This is a genomic window from Flavicella sediminum (genome assembly GCF_006381105.1).
In the GTDB taxonomy this organism is placed as follows: Bacteria; Bacteroidota; Bacteroidia; order Flavobacteriales; family Flavobacteriaceae; genus Flavicella; species Flavicella sediminum.
This window is the reverse complement of record NZ_VDET01000002.1, coordinates 189,087-207,008: the sequence shown is the minus strand read 5'-3', so window position 1 is coordinate 207,008 and position 17,922 is coordinate 189,087. Positions and strand designations below refer to the sequence as shown.

General features: G+C 30.0%; 16 protein-coding genes. All 16 read left to right on the top strand.

Translation table 11 applies throughout. The features are described 5' to 3' along the window. The first annotated feature begins 1 nt into the window (after position 1). Positions 2-874 (top strand): glucose-1-phosphate thymidylyltransferase RfbA, encoded by an 873-nt coding sequence (gene rfbA, locus FGM02_RS01785; RefSeq protein ID WP_139956348.1) that lies wholly within the window; start codon positions 2-4, stop codon positions 872-874. 2 nt (positions 875-876) lie between these two features. Next, positions 877-2,313, top strand: a complete 1,437-nt coding sequence (locus FGM02_RS01780) for a lipopolysaccharide biosynthesis protein (protein ID WP_139956346.1) — start codon at positions 877-879, stop codon at positions 2,311-2,313. A 1-nt stretch (position 2,314) separates the two neighbouring features. Continuing rightward, positions 2,315-3,394, top strand: a complete 1,080-nt coding sequence (locus FGM02_RS01775; protein ID WP_139956344.1) for a DegT/DnrJ/EryC1/StrS family aminotransferase — start codon at positions 2,315-2,317, stop codon at positions 3,392-3,394. A gap of 3 nt (positions 3,395-3,397) precedes the next feature. Continuing rightward, complete coding sequence (locus tag FGM02_RS01770; RefSeq protein WP_166461114.1) at positions 3,398-4,675, top strand: ATP-grasp domain-containing protein; 1,278 nt, start codon at positions 3,398-3,400, stop codon at positions 4,673-4,675. Positions 4,676-4,686: 11 nt separating this feature from the next. Further along, positions 4,687-5,751, top strand: coding sequence for a polysaccharide pyruvyl transferase family protein (locus FGM02_RS01765; RefSeq protein ID WP_139956342.1), 1,065 nt, complete (start codon positions 4,687-4,689; stop codon positions 5,749-5,751). A 4-nt stretch (positions 5,752-5,755) separates the two neighbouring features. After that, entirely contained in the window at positions 5,756-6,652 is an 897-nt protein-coding gene (locus FGM02_RS01760; RefSeq protein ID WP_139956340.1) for a glycosyltransferase family 2 protein, read from the top strand. A 178-nt stretch (positions 6,653-6,830) separates the two neighbouring features. Next, the gene (locus FGM02_RS01755) at positions 6,831-7,901 is read left to right on the top strand and encodes a hypothetical protein (RefSeq protein WP_139956338.1); all 1,071 of its coding nucleotides are present in this window, start codon (positions 6,831-6,833) and stop codon (positions 7,899-7,901) included. 9 nt (positions 7,902-7,910) lie between these two features. Further along, complete coding sequence (gene asnB / locus FGM02_RS01750) at positions 7,911-9,713, top strand: asparagine synthase (glutamine-hydrolyzing) (RefSeq protein WP_139956336.1); 1,803 nt, start codon at positions 7,911-7,913, stop codon at positions 9,711-9,713. A 14-nt stretch (positions 9,714-9,727) separates the two neighbouring features. Beyond that, a complete protein-coding gene (locus FGM02_RS01745; RefSeq protein WP_139956334.1) occupies positions 9,728-10,810 on the top strand; it encodes a glycosyltransferase in 1,083 nt (360 codons plus the stop codon). A 131-nt stretch (positions 10,811-10,941) separates the two neighbouring features. Next, the gene (locus tag FGM02_RS01740; protein WP_139956332.1) at positions 10,942-12,003 is read left to right on the top strand and encodes a glycosyltransferase; all 1,062 of its coding nucleotides are present in this window, start codon (positions 10,942-10,944) and stop codon (positions 12,001-12,003) included. A 41-nt stretch (positions 12,004-12,044) separates the two neighbouring features. After that, the gene (locus tag FGM02_RS01735; RefSeq protein ID WP_139956330.1) at positions 12,045-13,097 is read left to right on the top strand and encodes a right-handed parallel beta-helix repeat-containing protein; all 1,053 of its coding nucleotides are present in this window, start codon (positions 12,045-12,047) and stop codon (positions 13,095-13,097) included. 4 nt (positions 13,098-13,101) lie between these two features. Next, positions 13,102-14,259, top strand: coding sequence for a glycosyltransferase family 4 protein (locus FGM02_RS01730; RefSeq protein WP_139956328.1), 1,158 nt, complete (start codon positions 13,102-13,104; stop codon positions 14,257-14,259). Further along, entirely contained in the window at positions 14,252-14,857 is a 606-nt protein-coding gene (locus tag FGM02_RS01725; RefSeq protein ID WP_139956326.1) for a sugar transferase, read from the top strand. Before FGM02_RS01730 ends, FGM02_RS01725 begins: the two co-directional genes overlap by 8 nt. Position 14,858: 1 nt before the next feature. Continuing rightward, positions 14,859-15,464: an acetyltransferase gene (locus FGM02_RS01720; RefSeq protein ID WP_139957733.1), complete on the top strand. Its 606-nt coding sequence runs from the start codon at positions 14,859-14,861 to the stop codon at positions 15,462-15,464. Continuing rightward, entirely contained in the window at positions 15,457-16,593 is a 1,137-nt protein-coding gene (locus FGM02_RS01715) for a DegT/DnrJ/EryC1/StrS family aminotransferase (protein WP_139956324.1), read from the top strand. The genes FGM02_RS01720 and FGM02_RS01715 overlap by 8 nt, the downstream gene beginning before the upstream one ends. Next, on the top strand, positions 16,593-17,837 hold the full coding sequence (locus FGM02_RS01710; RefSeq protein WP_139956322.1) for an oligosaccharide flippase family protein: 1,245 nt from the start codon (positions 16,593-16,595) through the stop codon (positions 17,835-17,837). The genes FGM02_RS01715 and FGM02_RS01710 overlap by 1 nt, the downstream gene beginning before the upstream one ends. The last annotated feature ends 85 nt before the right edge of the window (positions 17,838-17,922 follow it).

The window sequence follows — 17,922 nt, the reverse complement described above, 5'->3', positions numbered from 1 at the left end:
TATGAAAGGGATTGTTTTAGCAGGAGGTTCAGGTACAAGATTACATCCATTAACAATAAGTGTTAGTAAACAATTATTACCTATATACGATAAGCCGATGATTTATTATCCGCTATCGGTATTGATGCTAGCAGGTATCAAAGAAATTTTAATTATTTCGACACCTGTAGATTTGCCTAATTTTAAAAAATTATTGGGTGATGGTAGTCAGTTTGGGGTGCAATTAGAATATGCTGAACAGCCTTCTCCTGATGGATTAGCCCAAGCTTTTATTATTGGAGAAGATTTTATTGGCGATGATGATGTTTGTTTGGTTTTAGGAGATAATATTTTCTACGGAGCGGGATTACAAAACATTTTAAAAGGCGCCGTTGAAACCGTTAAAACGGAAGGAAAAGCCGTTGTTTTTGGGAATTATGTAAATGACCCGGAAAGATATGGAGTAGCAGAATTTGACGAAGACAACAATGTTTTAAGTTTGGAAGAAAAACCTGAAGAACCTAAATCTAATTATGCGGTAGTTGGTTTGTATTTTTATCCGAACAGTGTTATTCAAATTGCAAAGAATGTGAAACCGAGTCACCGAGGTGAATTGGAAATTACATCTGTAAATCAAAAATATTTGGAGCAAGAGCAATTAAAAATGCAAATTTTAAGTAGAGGATTTGCTTGGTTAGATACTGGTACACATGAAGCCTTAACAGAAGCAACGGAATTTGTAAAAGCAGTGGAAAAAAGAACAGGTTTAAAAATAGCCTGTATTGAAGAAATTGCCTACGCCTATAAGTGGATTACGAGAGAACAAATACTAAATAATATCCATGCCTTAAAAGGTGACTATTATGATTATTTGAAGAATCTGCTAAATAAGTAAAAATGTCTTTACAAAAACAAGCATTGTCTGGTGTAGTCTGGTCATTTTTTAATCTGTTTTTAACAAGAGGTGCTGCGTTTGTTTCCACTGTGTTTTTAGCAAAGATTCTAGAGCCAGATGATTTTGGGCTCTTAGGGATGATCACTATTTTTATGGGAATTGGAACAACCCTTGCCGATACGGGGTTGTCTACATCTTTAATTAGATCTGTTAAAGTTGATGACAGGGATTATTCCACTGTGTTTTATACGAATTTATTATTAAGTGTGGTTATTTATATAATTATATTTTTAATAGCACCTTATGTTTCTGTTTTCTATAATCAACCCACATTAACTGATATTATTAGGGTATATTGTATTGGTTTTATCATTTCTGCTACTGTGTCTATTCAGAATACTATTTTGACAAAGGATATGGAGTTTAAAAAACTGACGCAATATCAGATGCCTGCAACAGTAGTAAGTATTATTTGTGGTATTTCTTTGGCGTATCTAGGTTATGGAGTTTGGAGTTTGGTTTGGATGTTTTTAATCAACCAAACAGTGCGTTCATTGGTCTTTTGGTATAAAGCTTCTTGGAAACCAATTTTAGTGTTTGATACTGATAGGTTAAAAACGCATTTTGAGTTTGGTTATAAATTAACTTTATCTAGTCTTTTAAATACGGGCTTTAAAAATATTTACAATATTTTAATAGGGAAGTATTATGCCATTAGTGTTTTAGGTTTTTTTGAACGTTCTCAAACGTTTCAGCACTATATTGTTTCTACAATGACTAGTGTATTGACAAATGTAAGTTATCCATTGTTGTCTAAGATTCAAGATGATAAGGAGAAATTGGTACGTGTTTTCAAGAAAGTAATGACCGTTTCGTTTTTTGTAATAGCTCCAATTATGCTGGGGTTATCGGTTGTAGCAAAACCATTGTTTTTGTCTGTTTTGGGCGAGAAATGGTTGGAAGCTGTTCCTTTTTTTCAAATTTTATGCGTTTCTGGAGTAATGTACCCACTACATTTTTTAAATATTAATTTATTAAAAGTATTAGGGAGAAGTGATCTTTTTTTGAAATTAGAAATTTATAAAAAAATAGTACTGTTAGTTGTTATTGCTATAGCCTTTCAGTATGGGATTTATGGTTTGCTTTTGAGTTCTATTTTCAGTTCTTTAGTAGGTTTTTTTATTAACACCTACTACAGTGGTAAATTGATTGATTATGGATCGAAGAAACAGTTAATTGATCTGTTGCCAATAATGCTATTAGCTATTTTAATGTGTGGTATAATGTATTTTAGTATGATGCTTTTACACGATTATCATGAATTTATTCAACTTGTAGTACCGGCTATAGTTGGAAGTTTATTTTATTTATTTATGAATTATTTATTTAAATTAAGACCGATATTTGAAGTTTTAAATATCATTAAAAACAGAAAATAAAATGATACCAGTAACAAAACCATTTTTACCTCCAAAAGAAGAGTACAACGAATTAATTTCTGGTATTTGGAAACGTGGTTGGCTGACCAATATGGGGCCTTTGGCTAACGAATTAGAAGCTACTTTACAAAAACATTTACAGGTAAACCATTTGTTGTATGTAACTAATGGTACTATCGCTTTGCAAATGGCTATTAAAGCTTTAGGTTTAAAAGGAGAAATTTTAACAACGCCTTTTTCATTTATAGCAACAACAAGTAGTATTGTTTGGGAAAACTGTACCCCCGTTTTTGTAGATATTGATGAGCAATCCTTAAATATTGATGCTGCAAAAATTGAAGCAGCGATTACCGAAAATACAACAGCAATTTTAGCGACCCATGTCTATGGAAATCCATGTGATGTAATAGCGATTGAAAAAATTGCAAATAAGCATAATCTAAAAGTTATTTACGACGGGGCGCATGCCTTTGGTGTAAAAGTTCATGGCAAGTCTATTTTTGAGTATGGAGATATTAGTACTTGTAGTTTACATGCTACCAAATTATACCATTCTATTGAGGGAGGATTTGTAGTGACCAATGATAAAGAATTATCTCAAAAATTAGCAAAAATTAGAAATTTTGGATTTGATGGACCCGAAAGTTTTGCGGAACTGGGTATTAATGGAAAAAATTCAGAATACCATGCAGCAATGGGCTTGGTGAACTACAAGCATATTGAAGCCATTCATAACAAAAGAAAAAAATTGACAGAAGCTTATTTAACAAACCTGCAAGGATTAGCTGCGGTAACGCCGATTTGGCATAGTGAGGCAAGTAAGAATTACGCCTATTTTCCTTTGGTTTTTGAAACGGAAGAATTTATGTTGAAATGTATTGATGTTTTAAAAGAAAATGAAATCTTTGCGAGAAGGTATTTTTATCCATCTTTAGCCAATTCATTGCCTTATTTAGATCCTATTTCATTAAAAGTAACAGATGCCATTGCTAAAAGAGTATTGTGTTTGCCTTTGTATTTTAAACTATCTAATAAAGAAGTTAATGTAATTTGTGAAGTTTTATTAAGTATTAAAAATTAAATTATGATGAAAAAAAACATTTTGGTCTTTCCTTGTGGTTCAGAAATTGGATTAGAAATACATAGGTCTTTAAAGTATTCTAGACATTTAAATTTGATAGGAGGAAGTAGTGTAGAGGATCATGGAAAGTTCATATATAATAGATGTATTGAAAACATTCCTTTTTATAATTCAGATGATTTTATATCTAAATTAAAAGTAATAATTGAAGAGCAAAGCATTGACGCAATTTATCCTACAATGGATGCAGTAATTTCTAAAGTTTCTGAAGCGTCTGATGTATTAGGCTGTCTAATTATAGGTTCACCTGCTAAAACCAATACTCTTTGTAGTTCTAAGTTGTCGACTTATAGTGTATTGAGAAATTATGTGAACGTTCCGATGCAATATACAGATATTGAGAGTGTTAGCCTGTTTCCTGTGTTTATGAAGCCAGATGTAGGTTATGGATCAAGAGGAGCTAAATTGATTGAGGATGAAGAAGAAGGGATTAATCATTTGAAGAAATATGAGAATTGTATTATTTTGGAAAACCTTCCAGGAAAAGAATATACAGTCGATTGTTTTACGGATAAAAATGGAGAATTATTGTTCGCTAGAGCTAGAGAAAGAAAAAGAATTATGAAAGGAATTAGTGTAAATACTATTCCTGTGTCGGATTTAGAAAATGAATTTTCAAATTTCGCCAAAAATATAAATAAAAGGATTGAATTTAGAGGAGCATGGTTTTTTCAAGTAAAGAAAGACGTAAATGGTGAGTTGTCCTTGTTGGAAGTTGCTAGTAGAATTGCTGGATCTTCAGCCTTGTTTAGGAACACTGGAGTAAATCTAGCTTTATTGTCTGTTTTTGATGCCTTTGGCTATGATGTTAGTGTTTTTTCTAATAAATATGACTTGACTCTTGACAGAGCCTTAAGTAATAAATATAAAATTAATATTGAATACCAAACAGTATATGTCGATTTTGATGATTGTTTATTACTAACAGATAAAGTTAATACTACTTTAATCGCATTCTTATATCAAGCATTAAACGAAAATAAAAGCTTAAAATTAATCACTAAGCATAGCCTGGATATAAAAAAAACACTGTCGGAATACCGACTACTTGAATTGTTTGATGAGATTATTCATTTAAAAAACGAGGATCAAAAATATAAGTATATGAAAGACAGAGAATCTATTTTTATTGATGATTCACATGTTGAAAGATTTGAAGTTTATAACAATTTGAATTTACCAGTTTTTTCACCAGACGCAGTTGAGAGTTTACTAAATTAAATAGATATATTATGAGAATATTACACACTTATTGTTTAAATTTTAATATTGGAGACTATGCCTTGGGTATAGGTGTAAAAAATTTATTACGCGAAAATTTGAATGTTGATTATATTGCAGAAACAAATATACAAGGACGAGAGTTTACTGAATATTATATAAATGAGGTTGTAAATAAAAAATACGATCTTTTAGTTATTGGTGGTGGGGGTATTATCCATGGAGCACATTGGCCTAACGGATGGTTTTGGCTAATAGATAAAGAGCTTATCAAGCAAATTAAAATACCATTTATTGTTTATGGCGTTGGATATAATTATTGGGTAGAAGAAGGTGGTATACCTCAAAGAGGAATAGATCATTTAAATGAGACAATTAAACACGCTGCTTATTTTTCAGTTCGAAATGATGGAAGTGCGAAAAGAATATTAGATCAAACCGGCATTGCGGCACCTGTCATACCTGATCCTGGATTTCATATAGATTTGAATACGGAATATAAAAATTTTGAAAATGTTCCTTATGTAATTGTTCAAATAGCAAACGATAAACCGTTAAGTCGTTTTGGAAGTATTGATAGACAAAAAAACTTTATTTCTGATATGATAGAAGTTACAAAAGATCTATCAAAAAGGTATAAAGTTGTTTATGCGCCTCATGTTCCAGATGACGTAGCTATTAGTCAAGAAATAGTTAAGGATATAGATAATGCTGAAGTATGGGATTTTGCTCAATTTGCTTTTGATCACTCTGAAATGGCTGTTGGATATTATAAATATGCTGAATTTGCAATAGCGATGAGAGGGCATGGTCAAATTGTACCTATAGGTTTTGATGTTCCTGTAATTGCTTTGGAAAATCATCCAAAACATAGAGGATTGATGGAAGAATTGGATTTTTTAGATTTTAATGTGAAAGTTAATCAGGATAATTTTAAAGATGAATTATTTTCTAAAATTGAAAAATTGGAAAAAGAAAAAGACATGATCATTGAAAAATGTAAGGAAATAAATTTAAAATTAATAGATACATCGAATAAAGCATTTGAGACTATTAAAAATCGAATTAATCTTTAATTAGATGAGTCATAATGTACTAGTGTCGGTTAGTTGCATTACATATAACCATGGTAAATTCATTAAACAATGCTTGGATGGTTTTGTAATGCAACAAACAGACTTTAATTTTGAAGTTTTAATACATGATGATGCTTCAACCGATGATACGGCTGAGATAATTAAGGAGTATCAGTTGAAGTACCCAGACTTGATTAAGCCTATTTTTCAAACAATAAATCAATATTCACTAGGAGTCAAAAGATTCAATGTCAAATTTAACCTTCCTAGGGCAAAAGGAAAATATTTGGCGATGTGCGAAGGAGATGATTATTGGACAGATCCTTTAAAGCTACAAAAGCAAGTGGATGCTTTAGAAAATAATTTAGATTGTAATTTGTGTGTGCATAATACAAATGTTTTAAGAGGCGATGAATTGATGAAGAAAGATTGGAGAATTGATTCTAGTAAGACTGTATTTACAATTTTTGATTACATATATTCACTGTTTTTTCATACATCTTCGGTGTTGTTTCGTATTTACAAAAATCAAAAATATATAGAAAACCCCAATATCCTTCAAGGTGATATGGCAATGTTTATGTCTTTGATTAACGATAAGAAAGTGTTTTTTATAGAAGAAGAGATGAGCGTATACAGGCTGCACGAAGGAGGTATTACGAATAGTACATTACATAAGAACAGAACAATTGCTTATAAATCCTCGTTATTATTATTGGAAGAGTTTGATGCTTTTTCGAAAGGTAAATTTAAGTTTCCTATACATTTAAAAAAACAAATGGTATGGGCTACCCTAGTTAAATTTGATAAGAAGTATGGTAAGATTTACAAGTCACTAGCACAAGTACACTATTATGCAATGAAGGTGCTATTGCTTATGTATGTAAAATTAAAAAAATAGAATTTTTCCAAATCAATATGAAATTTTAATGAGAGCATTGTGTTTAATAGTACTTAATATATTTACCTTTTTTATAGTTTTTAAACTTAATATTTTAGGTGTATTACCTGTGTCTTTTGACAAAATATTTATCACCATTGGTTTTTGTGTGGTTCCTTTTGTAAGAAAACCTAAAAACATGGTTTTTTTTTCCAAGTCATATGTTTTATTATTGCTATTCGCAGTGTATGGTGTCATTGTTTCTATGGACTTTGGTGGAGAAATAAACCACCAAGTCTACCGGTTTTTATTATTAGTATTAGAAGCCTATCTGCTAAGTTTCTTGTTTTTATCAGCTTATCTAAATATCTTTAAAAAAGATTTACAATATATTTATAAAATAGTTTTTATATCCATTGCTTTCCAATCGGTGTTAGTTGTGCTTTCATTTTTAAATGGTTCTATATTTAGTATAATGAATACTTTGGCTCCTTTGGGACAAAATAATTTTGATGAAAATAGTTTTAGAATATATAGAGGGCTTAGTAATAGTTCAGGTTCTGGCTATTCAACAACATTGTCTATAGGAGGTTTGTTGGCTTTGTATTTTTTTTCCATTACAAATAACAAAAAATATATAATTTGTTTATTGCCAATTTTTTTGGCAACAGCCATTAATGGTAGAACAGGGGTGTTGTTAATTTTAATGTTTATTGCTATTTATTCGTATATGTTTTCTGAGAATGGAAAATTTATAAAGAATTTTTTAGTAGGATTGGCTTTAATTATAGTATCGCAAATTGCAGTTTCCTATTTTTTCTCGCAAAATGCTAAAAGTAATAGTATTTCTGAGTGGTACGGGCAAGCCTTTGAAATTTTTGATGAAGATAAAAAAGGAGGGCAAGACATGAATAGTTTTACCGAAGGGCATTTGTTTTTTCCAAAATCTACGTCAGATTTATTGTTTGGAGCTGGTTTTGATACAGATGATTATGCAAATGGAATGGGGTCTGATTCAGGGATGATTAAAAATGTTTTTAGTTTTGGCTTACCCATAACTATTCTTTTTTATTTTATTTTCTTTAGAAAAATTAAGAATTCAGATAAGTCAGGTTCTAAACACGAAAAACTATTAACTATAGGTTTGTTGTTGTTAATGTTTATTGGTGAGCTAAAGGAACCCTTTTTGATGAAAACTTTTTTGTCTAAATTTTTATTTATAGTTGTTATAGGTAGAAATAAAATTTTTAAAAATAAAATGATATTTTAATACGGTTTTATGTGTGGAATTTATGTAACGAATATTACTTCCTCTAAGGAAGAAGTGAAAAATAAAATTGAAAGAATTCAATTTAGAGGGCCTAATTATACGGGAATTAAGAAAGTTGACAATTTGACTTTTGCGCATTTACGTCTTGCTATTTTAGATTTAGACGAAAGGTCAAACCAACCAATGGAAATTGATGAGTTCACGATAGTCTTTAATGGTGAAATTTATAATTTTGAAGAATTAAGAAAAAAATTAGAATTAAAAGGGCATAAATTCTTGACTACTGGGGATACAGAGGTGTTGCTTCGGGGGTATATTGAGTGGGGTAAGAATGTTATTGACAAGGCAAACGGAATGTTTTCATTGGTTATTTATAATTCAATTACAAAGCAGTTATTCTGCTCTAGAGACCGTTTAGGTGTTAAACCTTTTTATTATTATTGGAAAGATGGTGTTTTTGAAATATGCAGTCAATTGGCTCCTCTTAAAAATGGCAAGAAAATTAATAATGATGCGATATCTATATATTTAGAATGCGCATATATACCTTCTCCATTTAGTATCTATGAAGATGTATATAAACTGCCTCCTGGATATAATTTGGAGATTGATATGTTATCAGGTACACAGAATATTTATTCTTATTGGGATTTACAAAAAGTTGATAAGACTAATTTAAATTATGAAGATTCTAAGAATAAGCTACATGAATTATTAAAAGATGCAGTTAAAATAAGATTAAAATCAGATGTACCTTACGGAACATTTTTATCTGGAGGAGTCGACTCAGCATTAATATCGAGTATTGCTTCTAAGACATCACCGATAAAAATAAAAACTTTTACCATAGGCTTTGAGAATCCACTATATGATGAAAGTAAAGTTGCAAAACAATTTTCCGAAATTATTGACTCAGATCATACAGAAGTAATTTGTAAGCCTAAAGATTTTTATGAGATGCTGCCAACGTTGCTAGAGGTCTATGATGAGCCTTTTGCTGATAGTTCAGCGTTACCTTCGCTATTGCTAAATAAAATCACTAAAAAATACGTAACAATGGCTTTGTCAGGTGATGGAGGAGATGAAAGCTTTCTAGGTTACAATCATTTTGATGCAATAGTAAAATATAAAAAAATATTTTTAGTACCATTGTTTTTTCGAAAAATAATTTCTCATCTATTAGGCCTCACTGGTAAAAGCAATAAAATCAGTTCTATTAGAAGGTTACTAGAAGTAAAAGATAAAAATGCTTTTATTGAAGGTACCTTTATTGGATATAACAGCCTTTTGAAGAATAGGAAACTAGGTTGGATGAACCATTACAGGGGCTACAGAACTAGCTCTACAGATATTTTACAAAAGACAGCTGATTTAAATATTAAATTGTGGTTAGAGAATGATAGTAATGTAAAAGTAGATAGAGCTAGTATGGCTAGTTCAGTTGAGGTAAGAAGTCCTCTCTTGGATTATAGAATTATTGAATTTGCAAGGGAATTACCTATTTCATATAGGTATAATAATGGAAGAAAGAAGCACATATTAAAGGAAATTTTAAAAGAATATATTCCAGAGGAGGTTTTTAATCAGCCTAAAAAAGGATTTTCTATTCCTATTGGTCATTGGATTAGAGATGAACTGAAAGAAGAGTTTAGCCAAAGTTTTTCGGATAATCTATTAAATAAAATACCAAATCTAGATATTTCTAAATTTAAAAAAATGTACGAAGATCATTTACTTGGGAAGGGTGAATATTCATCTTATATATGGAGAGTTTATATTTTATCAAAATGGCTTCAGAAGAATGATATATAATTAAATATAAAGGAATGAGTTTGAAAACTATGAAAATATATTTTATTTTACCCAATATAGGAGCGGGAGGAGCTCAACGGATTGTTTCATTTTTGGTTACAATGATGGATAAGAAAAAGTTTGATACACAACTTATAGTTTTAGGCAATCAAGCTAATTCTGTTTTTGATATAGAAGGAGTAGATGTACGCTATTTAGAAAAAACGAGACTGCTAAACGCAATACCTACACTTTTTAAGATTTTAAAAAAAGAGCAACCAGATTTGGTGTTTAGTTCCATTGGGCATATCAACATTATATTGGGTTTGTTTTCTTTTTATTTTAGGAAAATAAAATTTATAGTAAGAGAGGCAAGTGTACTTTCCAAGAGAATGGAGTTTTCTTCTTTTAATACAAGTTTATTTAATTTTCTTATTAAGTTATCTTACAAAGGAATTGAAAAAATTGTTTGTCAGTCTAAAGACATGCGAGATGATTTTGTTACTAATTTTAATATAGCCCCCCATAAGTTAATTGTAATTAACAATCCAATAACAAAAGAAATACCTTTTGAAGCAAGGGAGCAATTAGGAAGCCTTGTAAAATTTGTTACAGTAGGAAGACTTAGCGAAGAAAAAGGTCATATTCGACTTTTGGAATGTTTGAGTAAAATTGAAGATTATAAGTTTAGTTATACAATAATAGGTTCTGGCCACTGTGAACAACAAATAAAAGAAAAAGCAAAGTCCTTGAATTTAGAAGATAAGATATGTTATATTTCATTTACAAATGAAGTTTTGAATGAATTGAAAAAATACGATTATTTTTTACAAGGTTCTTTTGTTGAAGGTTTTCCAAATGCTTTGTTAGAGAGCTGTTTGGTTGGAACACCAGTTATTGCTTTTAATGTTTTAGGAGGAACCAAAGAAATTGTTGAATCCGGAGTAAATGGTTATTTGGTGGAAAATGAAGACGAGTTTGTGTCTACTTTAAAAGATTTAAACAAGTTGAAAAACATACAAAAAACAGAGGCCGTGAATCTTTCTGTAAAGGAGAAGTTTAAGTCACAAAAAATCATGAAAGACTATGAAGAGCTGTTTACAAAAACGGTTCAATAGAATTGTTCGACAGAAGTTGTTTTGATATATTTCGTATTCGTTAAAGTTCAATCTATAATTAAGACTCTTAATTTAAGAGCCTCATAATTTTATAGAAATATTACCTGATTTGAAATTAATAAAAAAGTTGAATGAAAAAAAACATTACATTATTTACTATTTCTCTTTCAAAAGGAGGGGCAGAAACGCAAATGGTCAAGTTGTCAATATTTTTAGCAAAACAAGGTCATAATGTTGCTGTTTTATACCTTTTGCCTACAAATGATTTTAAAGACCAATTAGAAGAACAAAATGTGCTATTTAAGCATATTCCAATAAAGAAGGGCTTAGGTGTATTTTCAATTATTAAGTATATAAAATCAAATAGCACGGATATACTTATATCCTTTATGTTTGGTGCCAATATAATAGCTAGGTTTGTTAAAATGTGTACTTCTGTAAAACTAGTAACTTCTGTTAGAAATAATGAAATAGCCAAAAGATATTCGTTACTATATAAGTTAACATATAAACTTGATAATGCTTCTACATTTAATTCAATTGTTTCTTTAAACAAATTTAAATCAGAGGGATTGAGTATTCCTGAAAGATCATTTTTGATGAATAATGCGATCTCAATTCCAGATACAGTTGTTGAAAAGGAAAAAGCGGAGGTGTTTACGTTTATAAGTATAGCTCATTTTAGACCTCAGAAAGACTATGTTAGTTTATTTAAAGCTATTCGAATTTTAAAAGATAAAAACATTAAGGTAAAATTATATGTTTTAGGAAATTTAAATAATGCAATTTGGCCTTTTGAATTATTGAAAGAACATTGTATAGAGGGACAAGTTGATATTTTAGGTTTTTGCTCCAATCCAAAAGAATATGTGTTACAGTCAGATGCCGTTGTACTTTCAACTTTTTGGGAAGGAACTCCAAATGCAGTATTAGAAGGAATGTCGGAAAAAAAACCAATAGTAGCAACAGCTGTGCCTGGATGTATTGAGTTATTGTCTGAATCTCAATGTGGCTTTTTGTCAGAAAAAAATAATGCAGTTGATTTGTCAGAAAAAATGGAAAAATTAATTAATTTATCGGATAATGAAAGAAGCATACTTGGGAATAATGGCTATGAATTCGTTAAAAATAATTATGATGAGAAGAGTGTTTATAAAAAATGGGAAGATCTAATAAATAATTTAGAGGACTAATCTGTATATTTGTAAACTCTGTTTCTAGGTAAATAATTTATATGCGAAATATTTTTTCATTCATTTTTGTTTTTCTTCTTTTAAATAATAGTGCTTGCACTCAGCCTCGTAAATTTACGTATAGAGAGGTTCCTAGTAGTTTATATGAATTTAAAAAAGAACTATGTAGTTATAGAAAAGAAGCCAAAAAACTAGCTTCGAAAGCTTATGATTTAACTCAGTTGCTTCCTGAAAATTATGTAAAGGATGCTTCAGTAGACTATTCCGCTGCAATACAAATAGGGATATATGATCATGATACTTTAGTGTTTCCAAATTTTCCATTATTAATAAGTGCAAAAGGAATTACAGTACCTAGTAATAAAATTATAGTCTTTCCTGAAAAATCCAAATTGATAATGAGTCCTAATGACTTAAAGCACTATGAAGTATTACGTTTACACAATTCATCACATATAAAATTGTATTTTCCAAATATTGTAGGTGAAAGGTATGATCATCTAAATAAACTAGGTGAGTGGGGAATGGGTGTTTCTATTAGAGGATCAAATAATATTGAAATTATAAACCCAATAATAAAAGATTGTTGGGGAGATGGAATTTATTTGGGCACTACGAAAAAAATAAATCAAGATGTGAAAATATATTATCCCGTTATTGATAATTGTCGAAGAAATGGAATTTCAGTAATTAGTTGTGTGAATCTTTTATTGGAAAAACCTGTAGTATCAAATACAAACGGTACGCTGCCTTCTTGTGGTATTGATTTTGAACCCAATACTAATAAAGATCTTATTGATAAAGTCATAGTTAATAATCCGGTGACGTATAATAATTATAGCAGAGGTATTTTAGCTTATTTACGTCATTTACGAGGAGATGAGGTTAGGTCAATCAATATGAAGATTATTGATCCTATAGATTATTATTCTAAATCCGGTTTTAATATTGATCAGCCAAGTAATAAGGATAAGTTGAAAAAGAAAATTAATGGAGAAATTAGGATTGTAAATCCAAAATGGCAACACAATTTAGAAGAGTTTAATGTGAAAAATAATGTATTTTCGCCCCAAATAAATGTCTTAAAGGAATAAAAGCATGAAACACAAACTTATTCGAATTACAACGGTTCCTATCTCATTGGATAAGTTAATTGAAGGACAAATGGCTTTTATGAAAAGTCATTATAAAGTTATAGCAGTTAGCTCTGATGAAAAACAATTAATGGAAGTTGGTGTTAAAGAAGGTGTAGATGTTCGCTGTATTGAATTGACAAGAGAAATTACACCTATTAAAGATTTAGTTTCATTAGTAAAGATGTATTTTTTTTTAAGAAAGGAAAAACCATTGATTGTTCATACACACACACCAAAGGCAGGAACAATAGGAATGCTAGCTGCAAAACTAGCTAGGGTGCCAATTAGATTGCATACCGTTGCAGGTTTGCCATTAATGGAAGTTAAAGGAAAAAAAAGAGCACTTTTGAATTTTGTTGAAAAGCTAACATACACATGTGCTAATAAAGTATTTCCTAATTCATTTGGATTAAAAGATATTATATTAGACTTAGGATTTGCTAAGTCTGAAAAATTAAAAGTAATCGGTAATGGTAGTTCAAACGGGATTGATACATCATTTTTTGATCCTGGTTTGTTTACAAAAGAAACAACTAGTGAGCTAAAAAGTGAATATGGAATACAACCAGAGGATCTTGTTTTTATATTTGTAGGGCGCTTGGTTGGTGATAAAGGGATTAATGAATTAATAGAGGCATTTGTTAATTTGGAATCAAAACATGCTAAAATAAAATTATTATTGGTAGGAGACTTTGAGTCTAATTTAGATCCATTATCTAATAATACATTAAAGTTTATAAATACAAATAAAAATATTATTCCGGTAGGTTTTCAAAAAGATGTTAGACCTTTTTTTGCAATGAGCCATGTTTTAGTATTCCCAAGTTATAGAGAAGGATTTCCGAATGTAGTACTGCAAGCTGGAGCAATGAGTTTACCTTCTATAGTATCTAATATTAATGGTTGTAATGAAATTATAGTTGAAGGATTGAATGGAGTAATAGTTTCTGTTAAAAATTCATATAAAATTGAAAAAATGATGGAAAAAATGATTGTTGATGTTGATTACAGGAAAAAACTTTCAGTAAATTCAAGAAAAAATATTTGTAATTTGTACAGTCAAATTAATGTTTGGGAAGCAATTTTAAATGAATATAAAGAATTAGAAAAAAATGTATAGAAATTATTTAAAAAGGATGATAGAATTTATAGTAGCTTTTATTAGTTTTTTTTTATTTAGTCCATTGTTTTTAATTGTGTTTTGTTGTTTGACAGTTGCGAATTCTGGTAAACCATTTTTTTATCAAGTTAGGCCAGGTTTAAATGGGAAGTTGTTCAGAATTGTTAAGTTTAAAACAATGAATGACAAGACTGATCAATCAGGCAATTTATTACCTGATAAGGAGAGGTTAACTAAAATAGGAGAGTTTGTTCGTAAAACATCCCTAGATGAAATGCCACAGTTAATAAATGTTTTGAAAGGAGACATGAGTTTAATAGGTCCTCGACCTTTGTTACCCGAGTATTTGAAGTTATACAATATTGAACAAAGAAAAAGACATTTAGTTAAACCGGGCATTACAGGTTGGGCTCAGGTGAATGGAAGGAATACAATAAGTTGGAGTGAAAAGTTTAAATATGATGTGTGGTATGTTGAAAATTTAAGTTTTTTCTTAGATTTGAAGATTATTTTCTTGACTATAAAAAAAGTGATTGTTTCTGAGGGAATTAACACCGCTGGTCAAGCTACAACTCAGGTTTTTAATGGTGAAAATTAAGATGATTTTATTTGGAGCAAGTGGTCATGGTAAAGTAATTGTGGACATAATTCAATCTTCGACAGATATGATTGTTGATTCGTTTTTAGATGATAATCCATTTTGTGATGAATTGCTTGGTATTCCTGTGCTTAAATATGATAATCATGATTTAGAAAAGGAATTATTACTGATAAGTATCGGTAATAATTTTTTTAGAAAGAAAATTGCGGAAAAAATTCAGGCTAATTATGTAACATTAATTCATAAAAGTAGTTATATATCTAAAAATATAGAGATAGAAGAAGGAACAGTAGTAATGCCAAAAGCGGTAGTTAATATCTCAGCAAAAATCGGAAAGCATTGTATTATAAATTCAGGTGCAATTATCGAACATGACTGTTTGGTGTCAGATTTTGTACACGTATCTCCAAATGCTGCTATTGCAGGAGATGTCACATTAAATGAAGGTGTACATGTAGGAATTGGTGCACAATTAATACAAGGCCTAAATATAGGTAAATGGGCTACTATTGGAGCAGGGGCTGTTGTGCTTTCTGATGTGCCAGAGTATGCTGTAGTAGTAGGTAATCCTGCAAAAATCATTAAATACAATAAACATGAATAAAAAAATATGGTTGTCATCTCCACATATGGGAGGAACAGAACAAGATTATGTGAATGAAGCTTTTGAAACTAACTGGATTGCTCCATTAGGTCCTAATGTAAATGAATTCGAAAACAAGTTAGAACAATATTTAGGGAATGATTCTAATATTGCTGCACTTGCATCTGGTACATCAGCTATTCATTTGGCTTTGGTCTTGGCGGGTGTGGGGTTAGGAGATGAGGTTTTGTGTCAGTCGTTTACCTTTTCAGCTTCTGCAAACCCAATTACCTATCAAGGAGCAATTCCTGTATTTGTTGATAGTGAGTATGATACATGGAATATGTGTCCTATATTGTTAGAAAATGCAATAAAAGATAGGATACAAAAAAAGAAAAAACCCAAAGCAATTATAGTAGTTCATTTGTATGGAATGCCTGCTAAAATGGATGAAATTAATGCACTTTCAGCTAAATATGAGATACAAGTAATTGAGGATGCGGCTGAGGCTTTAGGTTCGGTTTATAAAGGTTCAAAATGTGCCACGCTTGCTGATTATGGAGTGCTTTCATTTAATGGAAACAAAATAATTACAACATCGGGAGGCGGTGCATTAGTTTGTAAGTCTTTAAAACAAAAACAGGTTGCTATTTTTTTAGCTACCCAAGCACGAGACGATGCTCCACATTATCAGCATTCAAAAATTGGATATAATTATAGAATGAGTAATGTTGTTGCAGGAATTGGTAGAGGGCAAATGGAAGTTCTTCAAGATCATGTTGATGCTAGAAGAGCAAATTTTGATTTTTATAAATTAGAATTGAATGAAATTGAAGAGATTGAGTTTTTAGAAGAACCTAAAAATGTTATTTCTAATAGATGGTTATCATGTGTCTTAACTTCAAGCTTTGAGTTAAGAGAGTCTATTAGGTTGAATTTAGAAAAAGCAAATATTGAGGCGAGGCCATTATGGAAGCCAATGCACACACAACCTGTTTTTGAAAAATGCACTTCATTTACAAATAATGTTTCCGAACATTTGTTTGAAAGAGGTTTGTGCTTACCAAGTGGATCAAATTTGGAAACAAGTGATTTAAAACAAGTAATAAAAATCATAAAACAGTCAATAAATGACTTTAAAAATAATTAATGAAATTTGGGAAACAGCTAGGTAATGTTTTAGAAAATACTATTTCTTTATTTTCATTGAAGGGAATTGATCTTGGTTTGACCATCTTTTTAATTCCTTATTTAATTTTAAAGGTAGGGATTGATAATTATGGACATTATGTGTTTGTAATGTCCATAGTGTATTTTTTATTAAATATTTTGAATTATGGGTTCAATTTAACCGCTGTTAGAGATTTAGCAAAGAATAAAAAAAATGCATTAAAAGTAAATGATATTTTCAATGAAGTTATAACAGTTAAATTATATTTATTTATTGTTATTTATAGTGTTTTCTTAGTCTTAATTATTTTTCTTCCTACGACATATGAATTAAGAAGTATTTATTTAGTAGGCTCTTTCTTGCTGATAAGTGATTTATTCTCCGTTAGGTGGTTGTTTTTAGGGGTCGAGAAGATGAAATATATTACCCTAATTAATCTCTCCGGAGGTATAATTTATGTCTTTTTGGTGATTAATTTTATTAATGTTGAAGCTGATTTTGAAAAAATACCTTTGTGTGAAGCTGTTGGCACTGGTATGGTTTCTATAATATCTTTTGTATGGGTTGTTAGAAAAAGGAAAATAAGAATTAGGTTAATTTCAATTGATAAAGTACTAATTTATTTAAAAACTTATTTTAGTTCATTTATCAGTTTATTGTTACCTTCAACATATGGCGTTATTTCAATTTTTTTAGCAGGTTTTTTTTGTTTACCAGCTCAGTTAAGTGTTTTTCAAATGGGGCTTAAGTTTACTTCAGCTTTTAGTACTATCAATTCAGTTTTAACTAATGTGTTCTATCCACTAATAAATAAAAAGAATGAATTGATGGCCATTTCTAGACTGGTGTTAATTGGTCTTGGTGGATTTTTAAGTTTGATAATGTATTTCTCAAGTGATTTTATAATTGCTTTTTGGTTGAAAAAGAACTCTTTAACAGCAGTTGAAGAACTTATTAGTGTTGTTAAAATTTTAAGTGTAACTCCACTTTTGATGGGGGTAATATCTAGTTATGGTGTCAATGGCTTATTGGCTTATTTTAAGGATGGTATTTTAGGTAAAATTGTATTTATTTCGACATTATTTATGATAGTTAGTTCAATTTGGTTAATTCCAATTTATGGAATTTATGGAGGAGCTATTTCGTTTATATTAGGAAGAACTATTTATGGAATTTTAGCATCGTATATGTTTTACAGAATAAGAAAAAATGTTGAAATATAAATATATTACACCTGTAAATGTATTCAGTGTTTTAGCTGTATTTACCCTATTTTTTGTTTTTTCAAAAATAGGTATTAGGTATAGT